Origin of the sequence: Rhizobium sp. SYY.PMSO (genome assembly GCF_046840415.1) — a bacterium.
In the GTDB taxonomy this organism is placed as follows: Bacteria; Pseudomonadota; Alphaproteobacteria; order Rhizobiales; family Rhizobiaceae; genus Rhizobium.
Genome location: NZ_CP177349.1, coordinates 2,099,034 through 2,118,798, shown reverse-complemented (window position 1 = coordinate 2,118,798; position 19,765 = coordinate 2,099,034). Strand labels below are relative to the sequence as shown.

Genomic DNA, 19,765 nt, shown 5'->3' with positions numbered 1-19,765 from the left:
CCGGCTCTCGCTGAGAGCCGGAACGGCGGATTGCATCCGATCTCTGTCCGTTAGGAAAGGATGAAACATATGCTCATCTCGCAGATCAAGGGCTCGAACGGCGAAATCGTCGTTGCCGTGCGGAACGGCCCGGGCGAAGTTGCCAAGGCCGTCGTCAATGGCGGCAGTGTCTACAAGCTCGCGATGGAAGCGGCCGACGGTGGAAAGTCGCTTGCCGCCGTTATCGAGGCCCATGGTCTCGGCGATGCCGTCGATCTCGAAAAAGCCTATGCCGAAGGCCGTTTCCTGCCGCCGATCACGCATCCTGACGCCGCGCACATGCATCTGACCGGCACCGGCCTGACGCATCTGGGCTCGGCCGCCACCCGCGATTCCATGCACAAGAAGACGACCGAGGCGGCGGAAGAGACGCTGACCGATTCCATGAAGATGTTCAGGATGGGCATCGAGGGCGGCAAGCCCAAGGATGGCGAGAAGGGCGTGCAGCCGGAATGGTTCTACAAGGGTAATGGCTATGGCGCCGCGGCTCCAGGTGATGCGCTGGTGTCGCCTTCCTTCGCGCTCGACGGCGGCGAAGAGCCTGAGATGGCCGGCATCTACGTCATCGCGAAGGACGGCACGCCGTTCCGCATCGGCTTTGCGCTGTCGAACGAATTTTCCGATCACGTCACCGAGCGGATCAACTATCTCTACCTTGCCCATTCCAAGCTGCGTCCGGCGAGCTTCGGGCCGGAAATCCGCATCGGCGCTGCCCCGGACGATATTCGCGGCACGTCCCGCATCAGGCGCGGCGACAGGGTGATCTTCGAAAAGCCGTTCCTGTCGGGGGAGGCGAATATGTCCCACACCTTCGCAAACCTTGAATATCATCACTTCAAGTATGGTCTTTTCCGCGTTCCCGGCGACGTGCATGTGCACATGTTCGGCACGGCGACGCTCTCGTTTGCCGAGGGCATTAAGCCGGAGGCGGGCGACGTATTCGAGATCGAAGTGGGTGAATTCGGCTTGCCGCTGCGCAATCCGCTGGCTGTCGCGGCCGAGGAAAATGTGGCTGTTCGCCAACTCTAATTCGTCGAGCCCGGCCGCAAGGGATCGGCCGGGGGTTTTCCATACGATCCAGAAAGGCATGACGCCATGACCATTCATCAGAACCTGATCGCCGGCGAGTGGACCGGAACGAACGGTAGCGAAAGTATCAACCCGTCTGACACGAACGAGGTCGTCGGCCTTTATGCCAGCGCCGGCGTTCAGGATGTCGCCGATGCGATCGCTGCCGCCAAGGCGGCCTTCCCCGCATGGTCCCGTTCCGGCATTCTGGAGCGCCACACGATCCTGAAGAAGGCTGGCGACGAGATTTTGGCGCGCAAGGACGAACTTGGCGCATTGCTTGCCCGCGAGGAGGGCAAGACCTTGCCCGAGGCGATCGGCGAGACGATCCGCGCCGCGCAGATCTTCGAATTCTTCGCCGGCGAGGCGCTGCGTCTTGCGGGCGAGGTGCTTCCCTCCGTGCGTCCGAATATCGGCGTCGAAATCACCCGCGAGCCGCTCGGCGTCATCGGCATCATCACGCCCTGGAATTTCCCGATTGCCATTCCCGCCTGGAAGATCGCGCCGGCGCTCTGCTACGGCAACACCATCGTCTTCAAGCCGGCCGATCTCGTGCCTGGCTGCTCCTGGGCGATCGTCGATATCCTCCATCGCGCCGGCCTGCCGAAGGGTGTCCTGAACCTCGTCATGGGCAAGGGCTCGGTCGTCGGCCAGGCGATGCTCGACAGCCCGGTTCTGTCCGGCATCACCTTCACCGGCTCGGTCGGCACCGGCAAGCGCGTGGCGCTCTCCTCCGTCGAGCATGGCCGCAAGTACCAGCTCGAAATGGGCGGCAAGAACCCGATGGTCGTGCTTGACGATGCCGATCTGACTGTCGCGGTCGAGGCGGCCGCCAATTCCGCCTTCTTCTCGACCGGCCAGCGCTGCACGGCCTCGTCGCGTCTCATCGTTACCGAAGGCATTCACGACAAGTTCGTGGCGGCGCTGACGGAGAAGCTGAAGACGCTCACCGTCGACAATGCGATCAAGGCCGGAACCCATATCGGCCCGGTCGTCGACGCCAAGCAACTGAAGACCGACACGGACTATATCGAGATCGGCCGCCAAGAAGGTGCAAAGCTCGCCTTCGGCGGCGAGCTCGTCAGCCGCGACACGCCCGGCTTCTACCTGCAGCCGACGCTGTTCACCGAGGCGACGAACCAGATGCGCATCAGCCGCGAGGAGATCTTCGGGCCGGTCGCTTCCGTCATTCGGGTGAAGGACTATGAAGAGGCGCTGGCAACCGCCAACGACACGCCGTTCGGTCTGTCCTCCGGCATCGCCACCACGAGCCTGAAATACGCAACGCATTTCAAGCGCAATGCGGAAGCGGGCATGGTGATGGTCAACCTGCCGACGGCGGGCGTCGATTTCCATGTGCCGTTCGGCGGCCGCAAGGGCTCGTCCTTCGGTCCGCGCGAACAGGGCAAGTACGCCACCGAGTTCTTCACCACGGTCAAGACCGCCTACACGCTGGCCTGACCGCCGACTTCACGGCCCGGGCGCGAACGAGGCGGCCCGGGCGACTCAAAAGGTACTGAGACTATGAAGAAGAAAGCTGAATGGCCGCGCAGACTGCGCTCCTACGACTGGTTCGGCGGCACCGGCAAGAACGCGATCATGCATCGCTCCTGGATGAAGAACCAGGGCCTGCCGGCCGATACGTTCGATGGTCGCCCGATCATCGGCATCTGTAATACCTGGTCGGAGCTGACCCCCTGCAACGCGCATCTGCGCGATCTTGCAGAGCGCGTGAAGCGCGGGGTCTACGAGGCGGGCGGCTTCCCCGTCGAATTTCCTGTCTTCTCCGTTGGCGAAAGCACGCTGCGCCCGACGGCTATGATGTTCCGCAACCTTGCAGCCATGGACGTCGAAGAGGCGATCCGCGGCAATCCGGTCGATGGCGTCGTGCTGCTCGGCGGCTGCGACAAGACTACGCCGAGCCTGCTGATGGGTGCAGCTTCCGTCGACATCCCGGTCATCCTCGTGTCCGGCGGCCCGATGCTGAACGGCAAGTGGCGCGGCAAGGATGTCGGCTCCGGCACGGCGATCTGGCAGTTCTCGGAAATGGTCAAGTCCGGCGAGATGTCACTCGACGAATTCATGGATGCGGAACAGGGCATGGCCCGCTCGGCCGGCAGCTGTATGACCATGGGTACGGCCTCGACCATGGCGTCGATGGCCGAAGCGCTCGGGATGACGCTGCCCGGCAACGCCGCCATTCCGGCCGTCGATGCCCGTCGCCGTGTCATCTCGCAGCTTTCCGGCCGGCGTATCGTCGACATGGTGAAGGAGGATCTGAAGCCTTCCGACATCCTGACGAAGGAAGCTTTTGAAAACGCGATCCGCGTCAACGGTGCCGTCGGCGGTTCGACCAACGCCGTCTTGCACCTGCTGGCGCTGGCCGGCCGCGTCGGCGTCGATCTGTCGCTCGACGATTGGGATCGTCTGGGCCGCGAAGTGCCGACGATCGTCAACCTGCAGCCGTCGGGCAAGCACCTGATGGAAGAGTTCTATTATGCCGGCGGCCTGCCTGTCGTCATCAAGGCAGTCGGCGAAATGGGCCTGCTGCACAAGGATGCTATCACCGTCACCGGCGACACGATCTGGGCCGGCGTCAAGGATGTGGTCAACTACAATGACGACGTCATCGTTCCCAGGGAGAAGGCGCTGACGCAGTCGGGCGGCATCGCGGTTCTGCGCGGCAATCTTGCGCCGAAGGGCGCGGTCTTGAAGCCGTCGGCCGCTTCGCCGCATCTGATGCAGCACAAGGGCCGCGCCGTGGTCTTCGAAAGTATCGAGGACTATCACGCCCGCATCAACCGCGACGATCTCGACATCGACGAGACCTGCATCATGGTGCTGAAATATTGCGGCCCGAAGGGTTATCCGGGCATGGCCGAGGTCGGCAACATGGGCCTGCCGCCCAAGGTGCTGAAGAAGGGCATCACCGACATGATCCGCATTTCCGACGCGCGCATGTCCGGCACGGCCTACGGCACCGTCATCCTGCATACCGCGCCGGAAGCAGCCGATGGCGGCCCGCTGGCGCTGGTCCAGAACGGCGACATCATCGCCGTCGACGTCCCGGCCCGCACGATCCAGCTCGAGGTTTCGGATGAGGAACTGGCGAAGCGCCGCGCCGCCTGGGTTTCGCCGGTCAAGCCGCTCAACGGCGGCTACGGCGGTCTGTATGTGAAGTCGGTCATGCAGGCCGATACCGGCGCCGACCTCGACTTCCTCGTCGGCCCACGCGGCTCGGAAATCCCGAACAACCGCGACAGCCACTGAAACGAATGCCTGAATTGAAAAAGGGGGCGGGGCGGAAGCCCCGCCCTTTTCATAAGTCGCTATAGAAATGCCAGGAAAGTGCGCGGCGATCTTCCGCGCGGAATCGCACAACAACGATGAGATGGAGCGGCCCAGCCATTCCCGTCGAACGCAGTGCCGCTCTTAACTCTGGCTTTGATTTTGACTTTGCCCCTGGCTCGCGACCGTCACCTTCACCGTGAGGGTCTCGCCCGGCGTGCCGACCCGCATGCCGGAGACGGGGGCCGCGTCGCGGTAGCAGAGGCCCGTCGCGATGCGAACATAACGGGCATCGGGGCAGACGTCGTTGGCCGGGTCGAAGCCGACCCAGCCAAGGCCGGGAATATGCGCTTCGGCCCAGGCGTGCGTTGCGGCCTGCTCGTTCTTGCCGTCCATCATGAGATAGCCGGAGACATAGCGCGCCGGAATGCGCAATGCGCGGGCGCCGGCGATGAAGATATGGGCATGATCCTGGCAGACACCGCTTTTGGCTTCCAGTGCCTGCTCCGCCGTTGTCTCGGTGTCGCTGGTGCCCGGTTTGTATTCCACCGTTTGATGGATCGCGGACATCAGGGCATGCATCTTGCCGAGTTCGTTGTCGCCGGAAATATTGCGCAGCAGATCTTTCGTCAGTTTGCCGGCCTTGGTGCGTGGCGATTCCCGCAGGTAGAGCCAAAGCGGAGCGAAGCCGAGATGCTCTCCCATGACTCCGTTGAGATCCTGCGTTTCGACTTCGCCGGTCGCGCTGATTCTCGTTGCCTCCTGCTGGCCGTCGAGCGAGACGAGGGTAATGCGATTGCCGAACTGGTCGTCATACTCGACTTCCGGACTGGCGCCCTCGACGGACAGTTTCCAGTTCAGGACCGTTTGCCCGACATCCGTCAGCGGGGTGAGGCGCAAGCGTTGCAGGGAGAATTGCGCCGGCTCGTGGTAGCGATATTCGGTGATGTGGCTGATCGTCAGTCTCATGATATCGCCCACCTACTCATAGAACCGGTAGCCATCGGAAATCTCCGCGCCAAGCTTGTTGTTGTGGGCGACGAAATCCTCGAGGAATTCGTGCAGGCCCTGGTCCATGATGCGCTTGATCGTCAGCCGCTGCAGCGACTGGCGGATCGTTTCGGCCGTATCGTGGGCCGGCAGCCGTGTTTCGTATTCGGCGCTGAGATAACCCATGTTGCTGACGATCTTGTCGTAGCAATAGGCAAGCGAGCGCGGCATCTGCCCGTTCAGGATCAGGAAATCGGCAATGTTGGCAGGCTTGTACTCGGGATCGTAGGCCCATTTGTAGGCCCGATGCGCCGAGACGGACCGCAGGATCGATTCCCATTGCGCATTGTCGAGCGAGGAGCCGACATGCGAGACGGACGGCAGCAGGACGTAATATTTCACGTCGAGGATGCGGGCCGTATTGTCGGCGCGTTCGATGAAGGTGCCGATGCGGGCGAAGTTATAGAGTTCGTTGCGTAGCATCGAGCCGTGGAAGGCGCCGCGGATCAGCCCGGCGCGCTGCTTGATGACGTCGATCGTTTCCGGCAGCTCGGCCGTTTTCAGCTTCTTGCCGAGCAGCGACTTCAGTTCGATCCAGCATTCGTTGGTGGCCTCCCAGGTGTCGCGGGTCAGGGCCGTGCGTACCATGCGGGCGTTGTTGCGGCCGTATTCGATGCAGGACATCACGCTCGATGGATTGGTGCGATCGCGCATCAGATAATCGATCGCGTCGGTGCCGGTCAGCTTGCCGTGCACTTCATTGTAGGCTTCGCGCACGCCGGCGCTTTGCAGGACGCCGTCCCAGTCGTCATCGACGGCGCCGCTGCGCGTCAGCGACATGCGTTGCCCGGCATCGACCAGGCGCGCTATGTTTTCCGCACGCTCGATATAGCGGAACATCCAGTAGAGGCCATTCGCGGTTCTTCCAAGCATGTCCGTTTCAGTCCTCCAGAACCCAGGTGTCTTTGGTGCCGCCACCCTGGCTGGAATTGACCACCAGCGAGCCTTCCTTCAGCGCCACGCGGGTCAGCCCGCCGGGGATGATCCGTACCTTGTCGGACACGAGAACATAGGGCCGCAGGTCGACATGCCGCGGCGCAATGCCCTTGTTGACCAGGATCGGCACGGTCGACAGCGAAAGGGTCGGCTGCGCGATGTAGTTGTTCGGCTTGCTCCTGAGCTTTTCTGCAAAGGCCGTCCGCTCCTTCTTCGTGGCCGTCGGGCCGACGAGCATGCCGTAGCCGCCGGAGCCGTGGACCTCCTTGACGACGAGATCGGCGAGATTATCCAGCACATATTTCAGGCTGTCGGGCTCCGAACAGCGCCAGGTCGGCACGTTCTCGAGGATCGGCTTGCGGCCGGTGTAGAATTCGACGATCTCCGGCATATAGGAGTAGATGGCCTTGTCGTCGGAAATGCCGGTGCCGGGCGCATTGGCGATCGTGATGTGGCCGGCGCGATAGACATCCATGATGCCGGGAATGCCGAGCGCGGAATCCGGGCGGAAGGTGAGGGGGTCGAGGAAATCGTCATCGACGCGGCGATAGAGCACGTCGATGGCCTCGTAGCCGCGCGTCGTGCGCATCTTCACCTTGCCGTCGATGACGCGAAGGTCCGAGCCTTCCACCAGCTCCACGCCCATCATGTCGGCAAGGAAGGAATGCTCGTAATAGGCGGAGTTGTAGATGCCGGGCGTCAGCACGGCGACGCGCGGCTTGCCGCTACAGCCGGGAGGGGCGAGCGACGCCAGGCTCTGGCGCAGCAGCAGCGGATAGTCTTCGACGCGTTGCACCTTGTTCTGATGAAACAGCTCCGGAAACATCTGCATCATCGTTTCACGGTTTTCCAGCATGTAGCTGACGCCGGAAGGCGTGCGGGCATTGTCCTCCAGCACATAGAACTGATCTTCGCCGGTGCGGACGATGTCGGTGCCGACGATGTGGGTATAGACACCACCCGGCGGCCGGAAGCCGATCATCTCGGGCAGGAAGGCGTCGTTTTTCTCGATCAGCTCGCGCGGGATGCGGCCGGCGCGGATGATTTCCTGCTTGTGATAGATATCGTGAAGGAAAGCATTGAGTGCGACGACCCGCTGTTCGATGCCCTGGGCGAGCTTGCGCCATTCCCGGCCTGATATGATGCGGGGGATAATGTCGAAAGGAATGAGCTTTTCGGAGGAGTCTGCGTGTCCGTAAACCGCGAAGGTAATCCCCGTCTTCCGGAAGATGTTTTCCGCATCGCGGGATTTGGCAATGAGATGGCCTCTATCCTGGCCTGAGTACCACTCGAAGTATTTCTCGTAAGGCGCGCGCGGATTTTCATCCGCAGTCATCATTTCATCAAATGCCAAAGGTGCGGTCCCCGTATTTTTTTCCATTTGAATACAACAATTTCGACAATGCAAGAACTATGCGCAGTTGGCCGCACGAATTTCGCCAAACCGAAAAATGGAGGATTTGCCCGTATTTAGCGATGGCGCTTTCTCTATTTGCCGCGTCTCGTCCTTGCACAGGGATCAAAATTTAAGCATCTGCTTCTTTTGCAGACTGCACTTCGGGATGGCGGCTCTGCTTTCCTGAAGCTGTGCGACGGCACGTATGCGGTGAAGAAAAATTGATCGCTGTTTTCAGCAGATCGATTTTGACCGCGTTGCTGCCATCGGCTATCAGCCTGCAGCCCCTCGCGCGGCATTCCGAGTTCGCCCCCGTTTCGGTTCCCGCGCATCACACGCATAGCGGTCCATTTTCATGTCCCTCGATAAGTTCGCGCCGGCGATTTTCGTCTTTCTATGGTCCACCGGCTGGATCGTCGCCAAGTATGCCTCGCTGCATTCGGGTCCGTTCACGTTCCTGATGATGCGCTATGCGCTGTCGGCGCTCGCTTTCGTGCTGCTCTGTTCGATCGTCGGCGCCAGGTGGCCGCGCGACTGGTCGAGCGTGTTTCGCGCCATCTATTCCGGCATGTTCCTGCATGGCCTCTATCTGGCCGGCCTGTGGTGGGCGATTGCCGAAGGCGTGCCGGCCGGCATTTCCGGCATCATCGCGGCGCTGCAGCCTCTGATGACCGCGATGGCCGCGCCGTTTCTCGTCGGCGAACGGCTGCAGCCGATCCAGCGCGTCGGCCTGCTGCTCGGTTTTCTCGGCATTGCCATCGCGATCTCGCCGAAGCTCCTGACGACCGACGCGGCCGACCTCTGGCAGGCCGCGGTTCCCCTGGCCGTCAATCTGCTGGCGATGGTGTCGGTGACTTACGGCACGCTCTACCAGAAGCGGCACCTGCAGACCGGAGACCTGCGCACCATCGCGACATTGCAATATGTCGGGGCGCTGATCGTGACCGTGCCGCTGGCCTTCATATTCGAGGACCTCCATTTCGACGGGACGCAGGAGGCTATCGTCGCCTTGCTCTGGTCTGTCTTCGGTCTCTCCATGGGTGCGGTCGGCCTGCTGCTCTATCTCATCCGGCGCGGCCAGGTTTCGCGTGCGGCATCGCTGATCTACCTCATGCCGCCGGCCGTCGCCATCGAAGCGGCGATTGCCTTTGGCGAGCCGCTGACGCTGCCGATCGTCATCGGCACGGTCATCGTCGTGATCGGCGTCTATCTCACCAACCGGCGCGCGGCGGATGTGGTGCCGGAATAGGCTGGCCCGGAGCGGTTCCGCATTTCACGGAATCGCTCTATCCTTGTTTTTACGCGATTCCGGACGGAAAATCGTTGCGCTGATCCAAAAAACAAGGGGGCCAATCGGCCCCCTTGTCTGTCATCTATGGGTCTATCGTATCAGGCGCGTTCGCGGCGTTGGCCGCCATTGCCCGGGCCGCGACGGCGCATGCGGCCATTGCCGGCGTTGCGCTGTTCGCCCTGGCCACGCTCCTCGCCATGACGGCCTGCCGGACGGCCATGAGCGTGGCGCTGTCCGCGATGGGCACCGCCCTCATGAGCTGCGCCATTGCCATTCGCGGCATTGCCGTGATGCGGCTTGCGCGCCGGACGGAAATCGGACGTCGATGCGAGATCGTTGTCTACTTCCGGGCGCGGCGTCTGCTCGTTGCGGCGCTGGCCGCGGAAATCGGCGTTGCGGTTGTTTTCCCGTTGCGGGCGGTCTTCGCGCGGGCGACGTTCCTGACGCTCGCCGTTCTGGCCGCGGGCTTCGCCGTTTTCCTTGTCGAAGAAGGGACGACGGGCCGGACGAGCCGGGCGACCTTCGGCGCGACCCTGGCCTGCGCCACGGCCCTGACCCTGACCTTGACCCTGGCCGCCGCGACCCTTGCCGCGAACGGGACGGCCGCGATCGGCCGGAGCCTCACCGCTGGCGACGGCAATCTCGATGCCCATCAGGCGCTCGATGTCGCGCAGCAGGCGGATTTCATCCGGCGCGCAGAAGGCGATGGCAATGCCGTCGCGGCCGGCGCGCGCGGTGCGGCCGATGCGATGGACATAGGCGTCCGGAACTTCTGGCAGGTCGAAGTTGTAGACATGCGAAACGCCGGGGATATCGATGCCGCGGGCGGCGACGTCGGTTGCGACGAGAACGCGGACCTCACCATCACGGAAGCCCTTGAGCGCGCGCTCGCGCTGGCCCTGGCTCTTGTTGCCGTGAATGGAGGCGGCAGCAAAACCGACGTGATCGAGGTGCTTCATCAGCTTCTCGGCGCCATGCTTGGTGCGCAGGAAGACGATGGCGCGGCCATCCGGATTGGCGGAGATCGTTTCCTTGAGGATTTCGGTCTTGTGGTTCTGGCCGGCGACGAAGTGAACATACTGTTCCACCTTGTCGGCCGCTTTACCCGGAGGCGAGACTTCGACCTTGACCGGGTTGTTCAGATAATCGGAAGCGAGATCGGCGATCGCCTTCGGCATGGTGGCCGAGAACAGCAGCGTCTGGCGCTTGGCAGGCACGAGCTTGGCGATCTTTCGCAGGTCGTGGATGAAGCCGAGATCGAGCATCTGGTCGGCCTCGTCGAGGACGAGGTGGGTGACGTGGCCGAGCGACAGGGCGCGGCGGTTGATGAGATCGAGGAGACGGCCCGGCGTGGCGACGAGGATGTCGGTGCCGCGCTCGAGCTGAAGCTGCTGCTTGTTGATCGACGCGCCGCCGACTACGAGGTTAATGCGCAGCGGCGACTTGCGGACGAAGAGCTTGAGGTTGTCGGCGATCTGGTTCACCAGTTCGCGGGTCGGGGCGAGGATCAGCGTGCGGACGGTACGGTTGTCGGGGCGCTTGGCGTCCTTCAGCAGCATTTCGATGATCGGGAGGCCGAATGCGGCCGTCTTGCCGGTGCCGGTCTGGGCGAGGCCGATGAGATCGCGGCCCTGGAGAACGAGCGGAATCGCCTGTGCCTGGATGGGCGTCGGCGTCGCGAAGTTGTTCTGCGACAGCGTGTCGACGATCTGCTTGGAGAGGCCAAGCGAGTGAAAATCGGTCAATTCAATACCTTTCGGGGGCGCCAAAGCAAATAGGCCGGGTCGCACCATGCGGTCCGGTCTGTCTCTGGCGTCAAGAACCCCGCGTGAAGTGGGAACTTGTAAGTTGGAAAAAGCTTTCCAGCGCATCCGACCGTCTTGGGGTACGGTCTCTTCATATCAAGCGCTTTTGTCCTTCTCTTGCGTACGTCTAGTCCCGCAGGGCACGCTCACGCGGCGGCCGGAAGGTGAAAGCTGAGGCGCATTTGGTCCTAATTGCTGCCAAAGTCAAGGGGTGTGAGCAAAAGCTTTTCAACAGACAGACGAAAATGCCGCCGGAAAACCGACGGCATTCGAGATCGGAGATAGACTGACAGGGACGCCGCCGGCACCGTGCGGGGCGTCAGGCTTCAGCGGCAGACCTCGACACGATAGGGCCGTCCCCAGCCATCGTGGCGCCAGGCCCAATAGCATCTGGGGTAGGGGCGCACGTAAACGCGCTCATAGACCGGGCCGGCGTAATAGGCCGGATAGGCGGGGTAGGCAGGATAATAGGCCGGGTAGGCCGGTCGCATGGCTCCCGCCACCAGGGCGCCGCCGACGACACCGGCGGCAAGACCGCCGAAAATGGCGCCGCGCTCGGAGGCGCCGGCAGAGGTGGTGGTTACGGTGGCGGCGCTGCCAAGTGTCAGCGCGATCAAACCGGCCGTCGTTAAAGTGCGAAGCACAGACATTGAGATCCCTTTCCCAAAACAGAGGCCTCCCAGCCGAAGCCGGATTTGAAGGTGCAGGGCAAAGGGGGCGAAGTCGCGGCTAAAACATGGACCGCGACATTAAATTTCGTTCATGATGGAGCGGACGAAACTCGTTGATTTTCAGCTAGAAATCGGTGGGAACGCCACCTTCTTCCTTGCGCTTGGCGACGAAGGCGTCGAGCTCTTCCTCTATGGCCGGATCGAGCGGCGGTTGCTCATAGCGGGCGAGCGTTTCCTTGAAGATGCGGTTGGCATGATCGTAGGTTGTGGGCCTGCCGGCTTCCGTCCAGGTCTCGTGGTTTCGCCAGTCCGAGAGGATCGGCGAGTAGAAGGCGGTTTCGTAGCGCGCGAGCGTGTGTGCCGTGCCGAAATAATGGCCGCCGGGACCGACATCGCGCACGGCCTCCAGCGCCAGGGCGTCGGCGCTGACATCGAGCGGCGCCAGGAATTCCGCGACCATCTGCAGCATGTCGATGTCGAGGATGAATTTCTCGAAGGAGGCCGTCAGGCCGCCCTCGCTCCAGCCGGCGGCGTGCAGAACGAAATTGCCGCCGCCCTGGGTCAAAGCCCACAGGGAGAGGGCCGATTCGTAGGCCGCCTGGGCATCGAGCGTGTTGGAAGCATTGGTGTTCGAGGTGCGGTAGGGAATGCCGTAGCGGCGGGCGAGCTGGCCGCCGGCAATCACGGCCTTCATATATTCCGGCGTGCCGAAGGCGGGCGCTCCCGTCTTCATGTCGACGTTGGAGGTAAAGCCGCCATACATGACCGGCGCGCCCCTGCGCACCATCTGTGTGAAGGCGATGCCGCAGAGCGCCTCGGCATTCTGCTGCACCAGCGCGCCGGCGATCGTGACGGGCGCCATGGCGCCTGCCAGCGTGAACGGCGTGACCACCACGACCTGGCCGCGCGACGACATTTCGATGATGCCTTGCAGCATCGGCCCGTCGAGACGCAGCGGTGAGGAGGAGTTGATGATGGTGAAGAGCGAGGGTTCGCGCTCCATCTGCTCCATGCTGATGCCGCGGCCGATGCGGGCGATCTCGATGGCGTCGAGATTGCGCTGCTTGCCGAGCGAATAGCAGTGAAAAGCCTTGTCGGTGAGCTTCACGATGTCGGACAGGCAATCGAGATGGCGCACCGAGGCGTGGATATCGACGGGTTCGACGGGATAGCCGCCGGTCATGTGGATGACGTCGAAGGACTGGGCGAGCTTGATGAGCTTGCGGAAATCCTCCTGATTGCCGGCTCTCCTGCCGCCTTCGCGGTCTGCGACGAAGGGCGCGGAGGCAACCTGGGCGAAGACGAGGTTACGGCCGCCGATCTGGACACTTCTGAGCGGGTTACGGGCATGCAGGGTGAAGGTCGAGGGCACGGAGGCGATCAACTCCATGATCATGCCGCGGTCGAAGCGCACGCGTTCCTTGCCCGGCGTGACATCGGCGCCGGCGGCCTTCATCCGTTCGCGCGCTTCCGGCAGGATGATGTCCATGCCGATCTCTTCGAGAATGGTCAGGGAGGCGTTGTGAATGTCGTCCAGCGCCTCGGGAGACAGGAGTTCCGTGTGAGCGAGATTGTTGACGAGATTGAGGTATTTCGTGCCGCTCGGCTTGCGGCTGCGCTCGGCCCCGCGCCCGCCGGCACGCCGCCGCCGCTCCCCTGTCGCCGCCGCATTCTGCGCTTCGTTCAGGGTCAGGCTTGCTTCGTCGCTCATGACACTCGCTCCCAGTGATCGGTCGGGGCGACAAACGTTCGGCGAGAGCCGCGCTGCCGCTCCATGTCCTTGTTTTTACGCAGTTCCGGAGCGACGACCGCCGCAGACGCCTCCGGGATTGCTTCATGGGATTCTTGGCAGAGTTTACGGCCGCGTGCTGTCGTTGTTTGCGACCACGGCATGACCGTTATAGGATAGTGCATGGTCAGAACGCGACGTGGCCGCGATGGTTAAACATGGTTAACGGCTTGTTAAAGCGACATGTGCTAGAGCGTGGTCTCATGAACTGTCATGCGTGGTGAGAAGAGAGGCTCCATTTGACCCTGGACGGTGAACTGCTTGACATAGCGTGCCACCGGATCGCCTATCTGGACAGGCCCGCCTACATCAAGAACAGCGAACTGCGCTACGTCGCCGTCAACGAAGCCTATGCGCGTTTTTTCGGGCGTGAGATTTCCGATTTCATCGGCAATCGCAGCCATGATCTTCTCGATGCAGCCGAAAGCGCCGACAGGGAGGACAGGGAGCGCCGCGCGCTCGTCTTCGGCTCGGAAGAGGTGGCGCTGTGCTTCGATGCGTCGGGCCGCCGACGTTCGCGCGTCCAGATCGAAAGCTTCTCTCCTTCGGAAGAGCGCGTCTACATATTTGGCATATTTCTCGCCGCTTCGGCGGCAGAGCACGATGTTTCCGCTGCCGGGGCAGTGCGCAAGGATGTCGAGGAAGCCGGTTTTTTTCGCAGCGTTCTGGAAGACCTGCCGGTCGCCACCTTCGTGCGTGACGAGGACCATCGGCTGATCTATGCCAATGCCGCGCATGCCGACATCATCGGGCTCGACCTTGCGGAAATGCTGGGGAAGACCGAGCGCGAGATGTTCGACGTCGGCGCCGACGACTTCTTCGCGGAAAACGAGGCCGTGCTGCGCGAAGGGCGAGGGCATGAATTCGAAAGCGAGATCGTCAACCGGCAGCAGGTGAAGCGCCCGGTGAGGATTCGCCTCAATCGTGCGACGACGAACGGCAGGCACTATGCCATCGGTTCCGTGACCGATACCTCGGCACTGAAGCAGCGGGAGACGCAGCTGATCGAGGCGCAGGCCCGCGCCGAGGCGCTGCACCAGGATCTCGACAATATTCTCCGTTCGATGCCGATCGGCGTTCTGATCCACAACAGCGACTATATCGTGGAATACGTCAACGACGCCTTCTACGACATCTGGGAGTTTTCGAGGCAGGATCGCTTCGAAGGCCGCCCCTATCGCGATCTGATCGCCAAACACTACGAGCTGGCACGCTTCGGCGCCGATAGCCGCAGCATCGACGACATTTATCAGGCGCGTCTGGCAGCGCTGCGCAAGGCAGGAGAGCATCTGCAGACGGAAGTGAACTTTGCCGACGACAAATCCGTCATCATCGATGCCCGCCGGATCTCGAACGGCCGGACGCTGATGACCTACACGGATATTTCCTCCGTCAGGCAGCAATCACAGGAAATCACCGAGACCCGCCTGGCGCTGGAACGTCTCGGCGAGCTCATGGCCGATGCCATGCAGGCCATGTCGCAGGGACTGCTGATCGTGCAGGACGGCACCATCATGCTGGCAAACGACAGGCTGAAGGACATGTTGAGGTTGCCGGCGGAGCTCCTTGATGTCGGCAGAAACTGGTCTGCGGCCTTCGACTATTGTGCGCAACGCGGCGATTTCGGCGACGAGTCCGAAACCCTGCGGAAATCGTGGGGTGAGAACGTCGCGTCGGGCAAGCCGATCTCCTGCGTGTTCCAGGTCGTCGGCGATCGCTGGATGCAGCTCGACGCTGCGATCGGCGAGCACCGCCGCTGGACGGTGGTGCTGACGGACGTCACCGACATGAAGGAACGCGAGGCCGACCTGCAGATGCTGCTGGCGCGCAGCAACGCGGCGGACCGGGCGAAATCCGAATTCCTCACCCATATGAGCCATGAAATCCGCACGCCGATGAACGGCGTTCTCGGCATGGCGGAATTGCTCGGCAAGACGGATCTGGATGCCCGGCAAAAGACCTTCGTCGACATCATCGTCAAATCCGGCAATGCGTTGATGACCATCATCAACGACATTCTCGATTTTTCCCGCATCGACACCGGCGAGATGCATCTGCGCAAGATGACGTTCGATCCCGCCGAGGCCGTCGAAGATATCGCGACCTTGCTGGCCGCGGCCGCATCGGAAAAGAATATCGAGTTGATGGTCCGCATCGCCCCCGGCGTGCCGGCGGCAATGCTCGGCGATGCCGGCCGCTTCCGGCAGATCGTGACCAACCTCGTCGGCAACGCGATCAAGTTCACCGAGCGCGGTCATGTGCTGGTGGAGCTGGACAGCCAGCCGGCGCCGGACGACGATATATTGCTCGTGCTTCGTATCGAAGACACGGGGATCGGCATTCCCGACGACAAGCTCGATACGATCTTCGACAAGTTCTCGCTGGCGGATTCGTCCTTTGCACGGCGTCTCGAAGGATCGGGTCTCGGCCTCGCCATCACGGCCGGCCTCGTCGATCTTTTCGGCGGATCGCTGTCCGTCGAAAGCGAGTGGGGCAAGGGGTCGGTCTTCACGGTTCATCTGCCGATGCCGCTGGTCGCCGCGCGCGGCGACGCTCCGGAATTGCCGGCCAATGTGAAGCAGGCCGGAATATTGATCGTGGAAGACGATGAAACCCATCGGCGCATCTTGACCGAGCAACTGGCGCAATGGGGTTTCGACGGGCACGCCGCGGAGAATGGCGAGATTGCGCTTGCTATCCTGAATGCCGCTTTCGATATGGGCGTATCGGTCGATGCGATCATCATCGACGACGGTATTCGCGATATGAGCGGTTATCAGGTGGCGAGCGCCGTTCGCGCAGATCCACGCTTCGACATGCTGCCGATCGTGTTTCTCACATCGATGGGCGTCGCCGGCTTCGACAAGGAGTTTGGCGCTGTCGACGGGCAGGCGCATCTGATGAAACCGGTACGCTCGAACGTGCTGCGCAACACGATCATCGATGTCGTGAGGACGGCGCGGCGGAAGCAGGCGGACGAGCAATCGGGCCTTGCCGCGCAGCACTTGCCGATGGAGACGGAGGTTGCCTCCGCGCCGGACGCCACCGAGCAGATGACGCCGGCCAGAGGCGGCAGCGCGCTCGACGTTCTCGTCGCCGAGGATAACGAGGTGAACCAGATCGTCTTCACGCAGATCCTGCAGGCGACCGGCCTGCGCTTTCTCGTGGTGGAGAACGGTCAGGCGGCTGTTGATGCATGGCGTCAGCTGCGGCCCTCGCTGATCCTCATGGACGTTTCCATGCCCGTCATGAACGGCCATCAGGCGACGCGCATGATCCGGCAATTCGAGGCGCAGCTCGGACAGGAACGGCATGTCCCCATCGTCGGCGTAACGGCGCAGGCGCTGGATGTCGACCGCATCAACTGCATGCAATCCGGCATGGACGACTGCCTGTCAAAACCGATCAGCCCCGAAATTCTCGAGGCCAAGATCCAGCGCTATCTCGGCGACGCGGTTTTTCAGGCCGATCGTTCCAAGAACTAGAAAGCAATTCCAGGAAAAGTGAACGGCAGCTTTCCGTTTGGACTTGCGGGAAGACAAAAGGATAGGGCGTTTTCGTGTTCGATGAAAAGCAGGAATGCTCTAGGCAGGCTTGACGCCGCAAAGCATTTCCCGCTTGCCGGCGAAGCCTTTGCGCCGTTCCACTGCAAATCCCGCCGCTTGCAGGTTTCGCCGAACGAAGCCGGCGGCGGCATAGGTGGCGAAAGTGCCGTCGGGAGACGTCCTGTCGTAGAGCGCACGCATGAGCTCCGGCGACCACATGTCGGCATTGCGCGAGGGTGCGAAGCCATCGAGATACCAGGCATCGAAGCCCGGCGCCGCGCGGCTCACGCCTTCAAGGGCCGGACCGCAGACGACGCTGAGGTGCGTATGTGCATCGAGCGTCAGTGACACAACGCCCTGCGGATCGACCGGCCAGGCATCGGTGAGAGCCTGACGCTCCCCATCGATTTCAGGCCAGTGCGACAGCGCGCGGCCGATCTCCTCGGCGCGCATGGGGTAGAGTTCGAAGGACATGAAGTGCAGTTTCGCGCCGGGCGCGGACAACTGCCGCCATTGGCGCCATGTTTCGCAGAAATTCAGCCCCGTGCCGAAGCCGAGTTCGCCGATGAGGAAGTTTTGCCGTCCCTGCCAGCGGGCGGGCAGGCCGTTGCCCGCCAGGAAGACATGGCCGCATTCCAGCCGGCCGTCCGTCTGGCAATAAAAATGGTCGCCAAATGCCGTCGAATAGGGCATATCGCCGTCGCGCCATTCGAGCTCCGGGCTTGCCGCATTGGTTTCGGACGCTTCTGTCCGATCGGAAACTGGATCTGTCATGGAAAGAGCCGATAATCCTCCGCGACCTGCCGGTCAATCGTCCGTCGATCTGCTGATCGTCGGCGGCGGCATCATGGGCCTGTGGGCGGCCGTTCATGCCGAGCGTTTCGGCATTCAGGCATTGCTTGTCGATGCGGGCCGGTTCGGGCAGGGGGCGAGCGGCGGCCTGCTGGGCGCGCTGATGCCGCACATGCCGGACAAATGGTCCGGCAAGAAGCAGTTTCAGTTCGACGCGCTCATTTCGCTGGAAGAGGAGATCGTGGCGCTGGAGGCGGAGACCGGGCTTTCGGCGGGCTACCGCCGCTCCGGCCGCCTGATCCCGCTGCCGAAACCGCATCTGAGACAGATCGCGCTCGGTCACTCCCAGGATGCGGAAGTGCATTGGCGGCATGAAGACCGTCGGTTTCACTGGCATGTGCTCGATGCGCCTCCCGTCGAAGGCTGGATCGAGCCTTCCGCTGCGGAAAGCGGGTTCGTCTTCGATACCTTGGCAGCGCGCGTCGCGCCCCGCGCCTTGCTGGCGATGCTGCGCAAATTTCTGACCGCGGCGCGGCATGTCCGGTTTGCCGAGGGCATTGCCGTCGAGAATATTGATCCCGGCAGAGGGCTGGCCCGCACGAATGAGGGCGACGTTCGATTCGGGCGCTGCATCCTTGCCGCCGGGCATCGGTCGTTTCCAATCCTGGACGGGCTGACGGAGGGCCGCAAAGCCTCGCTCGGCCAACCGGTCAAGGGGCAGGCGGCCATGCTGAAAGCCGATATCGACGGCGCCCTACCGGTTATTTTCCGGGATGGGCTCTACATCGTTCCGCATGAGGGGGGATTGGTCGCCGTCGGCAGCACGAGCGAGAACCGCTTTGCGGATCCGCTGTCGACGGACGGGCAGCTGGACGATCTGCTCGTCGCCGCGCGCGCCATGGCGCCGGTGCTGGCCGGCGCGAAGGTGCTCGAACGCTGGGCGGGCCTGCGCCCGAAAGCGGTGGATCGGGACCCGATGGTCGGCGCGCACCCGGATCATCCGGCCCTCATTGCCTTGACCGGGGGCTTCAAGGTGAGTTTCGGTCTGGCGCATCGGCTGGCCGAGACGGCGGTGCGGGAGGCGGCGGATATGCCGCTTCGCTTCCAGTTGCCGCAGACTTTCACTTTAGCAAGTCATATTTCAGCCGTGTCACATAAAACGTGAGTTCACGCCCCTTTCGGTTCGTCAATCTGTCACGCAAATCACCTATCTCCTTGGCCGTCGGTGCCGGTCCGGTCAGCCGGCTTGTCGCGCTCTGGAGGAGATTTTTATGCGCTACGCCATTTGCTTCACGCCGTCCGCGAGCGACCCGCTGACGCTTGTGGCGGCGACGTGGCTCGGTCGCAACGTCTATTCCGGCGAGATGGTCGATCCACCCGCGATCCGCGGGCTTGGTATCCATGAGATCGCCTTTTACACCGCGGTTCCCCGCCGTTATGGCTTCATGGGCCTGCTGAAGGCACCGTTCCGGCTGGCGGAGAATATGTCCGAGGCGGGGCTGCTGCGCGAGTTGATGCGGTTTTCCGGAACCATCACGCCCTTCGAAATCCCCAGGCTGGAAGTTGCGCGGCTCGGCGGCGCCCTGGGGCTGGTTCCTTCCGTGCCGAGCCAGCAAATAAACTTCCTGGCGGCATCGCTGGTGCAGGCTTTCGACCATTACAGGGCGCCGTTGAGCGAAGCGGAGATCGAACGCATCGACCCGGACGGTCTTTCGGCGGCGCAATTTGCCAATCTCCATCGCTGGGGCCATCCGCATGTCATGGAGGAGTTCCGTTTCCAGATGATGTTGACGGGCACGGTCAGTCTCTGCGACATGCCGCGCATCGAGGGCGTCCTGCGCGATGTCTTCGAGCCGGCCCTGGCCGTACCGGTGCCCGTGTCCAACATCGCCCTGATGGTTGAGGAGGGGTCCGGCGGTCCCTTCCGGGTGCATTCGCTGCATCCGATGGGCAAGGTGAGCGCACGGAAGATCGCCTAGAATATCGGTTGGCGGTTGCTCCAATACCTCGCTTTGAAGCGAAAGTGATTTTCCCACTTTCCGTCTCGACTTTCCCCGCGTGAATGTTACCGTTCCGCCATTAGAGAAGGTGCTTC

The 19,765-nt window shown here is 62.5% G+C and carries 14 protein-coding genes; 7 read left to right on the top strand and 7 right to left on the bottom strand.

Going from position 1 to position 19,765, the window contains the following annotated elements:
- Window positions 1–69 precede the first annotated feature (69 nt).
- The 3 genes from araD1 to araD all read left to right on the top strand — a co-directional run bounded on the left by araD1 (window position 70) and on the right by araD (window position 4,377).
- Complete coding sequence (araD1, locus tag ACJJVH_RS10260; protein ID WP_112803872.1) at window positions 70–1,068, top strand: AraD1 family protein; 999 nt, start codon at window positions 70–72, stop codon at window positions 1,066–1,068.
- 66 nt (window positions 1,069–1,134) lie between these two features.
- Window positions 1,135–2,568 (top strand): aldehyde dehydrogenase family protein, encoded by a 1,434-nt coding sequence (locus tag ACJJVH_RS10255; protein WP_412063850.1) that lies wholly within the window; start codon window positions 1,135–1,137, stop codon window positions 2,566–2,568.
- A gap of 63 nt (window positions 2,569–2,631) precedes the next feature.
- On the top strand, window positions 2,632–4,377 hold the full coding sequence (gene araD / locus ACJJVH_RS10250) for an L-arabinonate dehydratase (RefSeq protein WP_112803684.1): 1,746 nt from the start codon (window positions 2,632–2,634) through the stop codon (window positions 4,375–4,377).
- A 162-nt stretch (window positions 4,378–4,539) separates the two neighbouring features.
- Here araD and ACJJVH_RS10245 read toward each other — a convergent pair whose 3' ends face one another.
- The 3 genes from ACJJVH_RS10245 to ACJJVH_RS10235 are packed head-to-tail and all read right to left on the bottom strand — an operon-like array spanning window position 4,540 to window position 7,735.
- Window positions 4,540–5,364, bottom strand: a complete 825-nt coding sequence (locus ACJJVH_RS10245; RefSeq protein ID WP_112803873.1) for a transglutaminase-like domain-containing protein — start codon at window positions 5,362–5,364, stop codon at window positions 4,540–4,542.
- Window positions 5,365–5,376: 12 nt separating this feature from the next.
- Window positions 5,377–6,318, bottom strand: coding sequence for an alpha-E domain-containing protein (locus ACJJVH_RS10240; protein WP_412063849.1), 942 nt, complete (start codon window positions 6,316–6,318; stop codon window positions 5,377–5,379).
- A 7-nt stretch (window positions 6,319–6,325) separates the two neighbouring features.
- Window positions 6,326–7,735 carry a circularly permuted type 2 ATP-grasp protein gene (locus ACJJVH_RS10235; RefSeq protein WP_113356494.1) on the bottom strand — a complete coding sequence of 470 codons (1,410 nt, stop codon included), beginning with the start codon at window positions 7,733–7,735 and terminating at the stop codon, window positions 6,326–6,328.
- A gap of 397 nt (window positions 7,736–8,132) precedes the next feature.
- Here ACJJVH_RS10235 and ACJJVH_RS10230 point away from each other — a divergent pair, with 397 nt between their 5' ends.
- Window positions 8,133–9,026: a DMT family transporter gene (locus tag ACJJVH_RS10230; protein ID WP_412063848.1), complete on the top strand. Its 894-nt coding sequence runs from the start codon at window positions 8,133–8,135 to the stop codon at window positions 9,024–9,026.
- A gap of 140 nt (window positions 9,027–9,166) precedes the next feature.
- Here the strand turns inward: ACJJVH_RS10230 and ACJJVH_RS10225 are convergent, their stop codons facing one another.
- The 3 genes from ACJJVH_RS10225 to ACJJVH_RS10215 all read right to left on the bottom strand — a co-directional run bounded on the left by ACJJVH_RS10225 (window position 9,167) and on the right by ACJJVH_RS10215 (window position 13,255).
- The gene (locus ACJJVH_RS10225; protein ID WP_412063847.1) at window positions 9,167–10,861 is read right to left on the bottom strand and encodes a DEAD/DEAH box helicase; all 1,695 of its coding nucleotides are present in this window, start codon (window positions 10,859–10,861) and stop codon (window positions 9,167–9,169) included.
- 338 nt (window positions 10,862–11,199) lie between these two features.
- Window positions 11,200–11,523 (bottom strand): hypothetical protein, encoded by a 324-nt coding sequence (locus ACJJVH_RS10220; RefSeq protein ID WP_112803692.1) that lies wholly within the window; start codon window positions 11,521–11,523, stop codon window positions 11,200–11,202.
- A 145-nt stretch (window positions 11,524–11,668) separates the two neighbouring features.
- Window positions 11,669–13,255, bottom strand: coding sequence for a trimethylamine methyltransferase family protein (locus ACJJVH_RS10215; protein ID WP_412063846.1), 1,587 nt, complete (start codon window positions 13,253–13,255; stop codon window positions 11,669–11,671).
- Between the two features lie 317 nt (window positions 13,256–13,572).
- Here ACJJVH_RS10215 and ACJJVH_RS10210 point away from each other — a divergent pair, with 317 nt between their 5' ends.
- Window positions 13,573–16,818: a response regulator gene (locus ACJJVH_RS10210; RefSeq protein ID WP_412063845.1), complete on the top strand. Its 3,246-nt coding sequence runs from the start codon at window positions 13,573–13,575 to the stop codon at window positions 16,816–16,818.
- A 99-nt stretch (window positions 16,819–16,917) separates the two neighbouring features.
- Here ACJJVH_RS10210 and mnmD read toward each other — a convergent pair whose 3' ends face one another.
- Window positions 16,918–17,652 carry a tRNA (5-methylaminomethyl-2-thiouridine)(34)-methyltransferase MnmD gene (gene mnmD, locus ACJJVH_RS10205; RefSeq protein ID WP_113369551.1) on the bottom strand — a complete coding sequence of 245 codons (735 nt, stop codon included), beginning with the start codon at window positions 17,650–17,652 and terminating at the stop codon, window positions 16,918–16,920.
- On the opposite strand from mnmD, the gene ACJJVH_RS10200 reads away from it, so the two are divergent.
- Window positions 17,651–18,835, top strand: coding sequence for an NAD(P)/FAD-dependent oxidoreductase (locus ACJJVH_RS10200; protein ID WP_412063844.1), 1,185 nt, complete (start codon window positions 17,651–17,653; stop codon window positions 18,833–18,835). The genes mnmD and ACJJVH_RS10200 overlap by 2 nt on opposite strands.
- A 106-nt stretch (window positions 18,836–18,941) precedes the next feature.
- Window positions 18,942–19,649, top strand: coding sequence for a DUF1045 domain-containing protein (locus tag ACJJVH_RS10195; RefSeq protein WP_112803702.1), 708 nt, complete (start codon window positions 18,942–18,944; stop codon window positions 19,647–19,649).
- Window positions 19,650–19,765 lie beyond the last annotated feature (116 nt).

Coding starts and splice junctions, on each gene's coding strand:
- ACJJVH_RS10215 (WP_412063846.1), bottom strand. CDS start 13,255: ATGAGCGACGAAGCAAGCCTGACCCTGAACGAAGCGCAGAATGCGGCG.
- araD (WP_112803684.1), top strand. CDS start 2,632: ATGAAGAAGAAAGCTGAATGGCCGCGCAGACTGCGCTCCTACGACTGG.
- ACJJVH_RS10195 (WP_112803702.1), top strand. CDS start 18,942: ATGCGCTACGCCATTTGCTTCACGCCGTCCGCGAGCGACCCGCTGACG.
- ACJJVH_RS10240 (WP_412063849.1), bottom strand. CDS start 6,318: ATGCTTGGAAGAACCGCGAATGGCCTCTACTGGATGTTCCGCTATATC.
- ACJJVH_RS10255 (WP_412063850.1), top strand. CDS start 1,135: ATGACCATTCATCAGAACCTGATCGCCGGCGAGTGGACCGGAACGAAC.
- mnmD (WP_113369551.1), bottom strand. CDS start 17,652: ATGACAGATCCAGTTTCCGATCGGACAGAAGCGTCCGAAACCAATGCG.
- araD1 (WP_112803872.1), top strand. CDS start 70: ATGCTCATCTCGCAGATCAAGGGCTCGAACGGCGAAATCGTCGTTGCC.
- ACJJVH_RS10200 (WP_412063844.1), top strand. CDS start 17,651: ATGGAAAGAGCCGATAATCCTCCGCGACCTGCCGGTCAATCGTCCGTC.
- ACJJVH_RS10225 (WP_412063847.1), bottom strand. CDS start 10,861: ATGGTGCGACCCGGCCTATTTGCTTTGGCGCCCCCGAAAGGTATTGAA.
- ACJJVH_RS10230 (WP_412063848.1), top strand. CDS start 8,133: ATGTCCCTCGATAAGTTCGCGCCGGCGATTTTCGTCTTTCTATGGTCC.
- ACJJVH_RS10220 (WP_112803692.1), bottom strand. CDS start 11,523: ATGTCTGTGCTTCGCACTTTAACGACGGCCGGTTTGATCGCGCTGACA.
- ACJJVH_RS10245 (WP_112803873.1), bottom strand. CDS start 5,364: ATGAGACTGACGATCAGCCACATCACCGAATATCGCTACCACGAGCCG.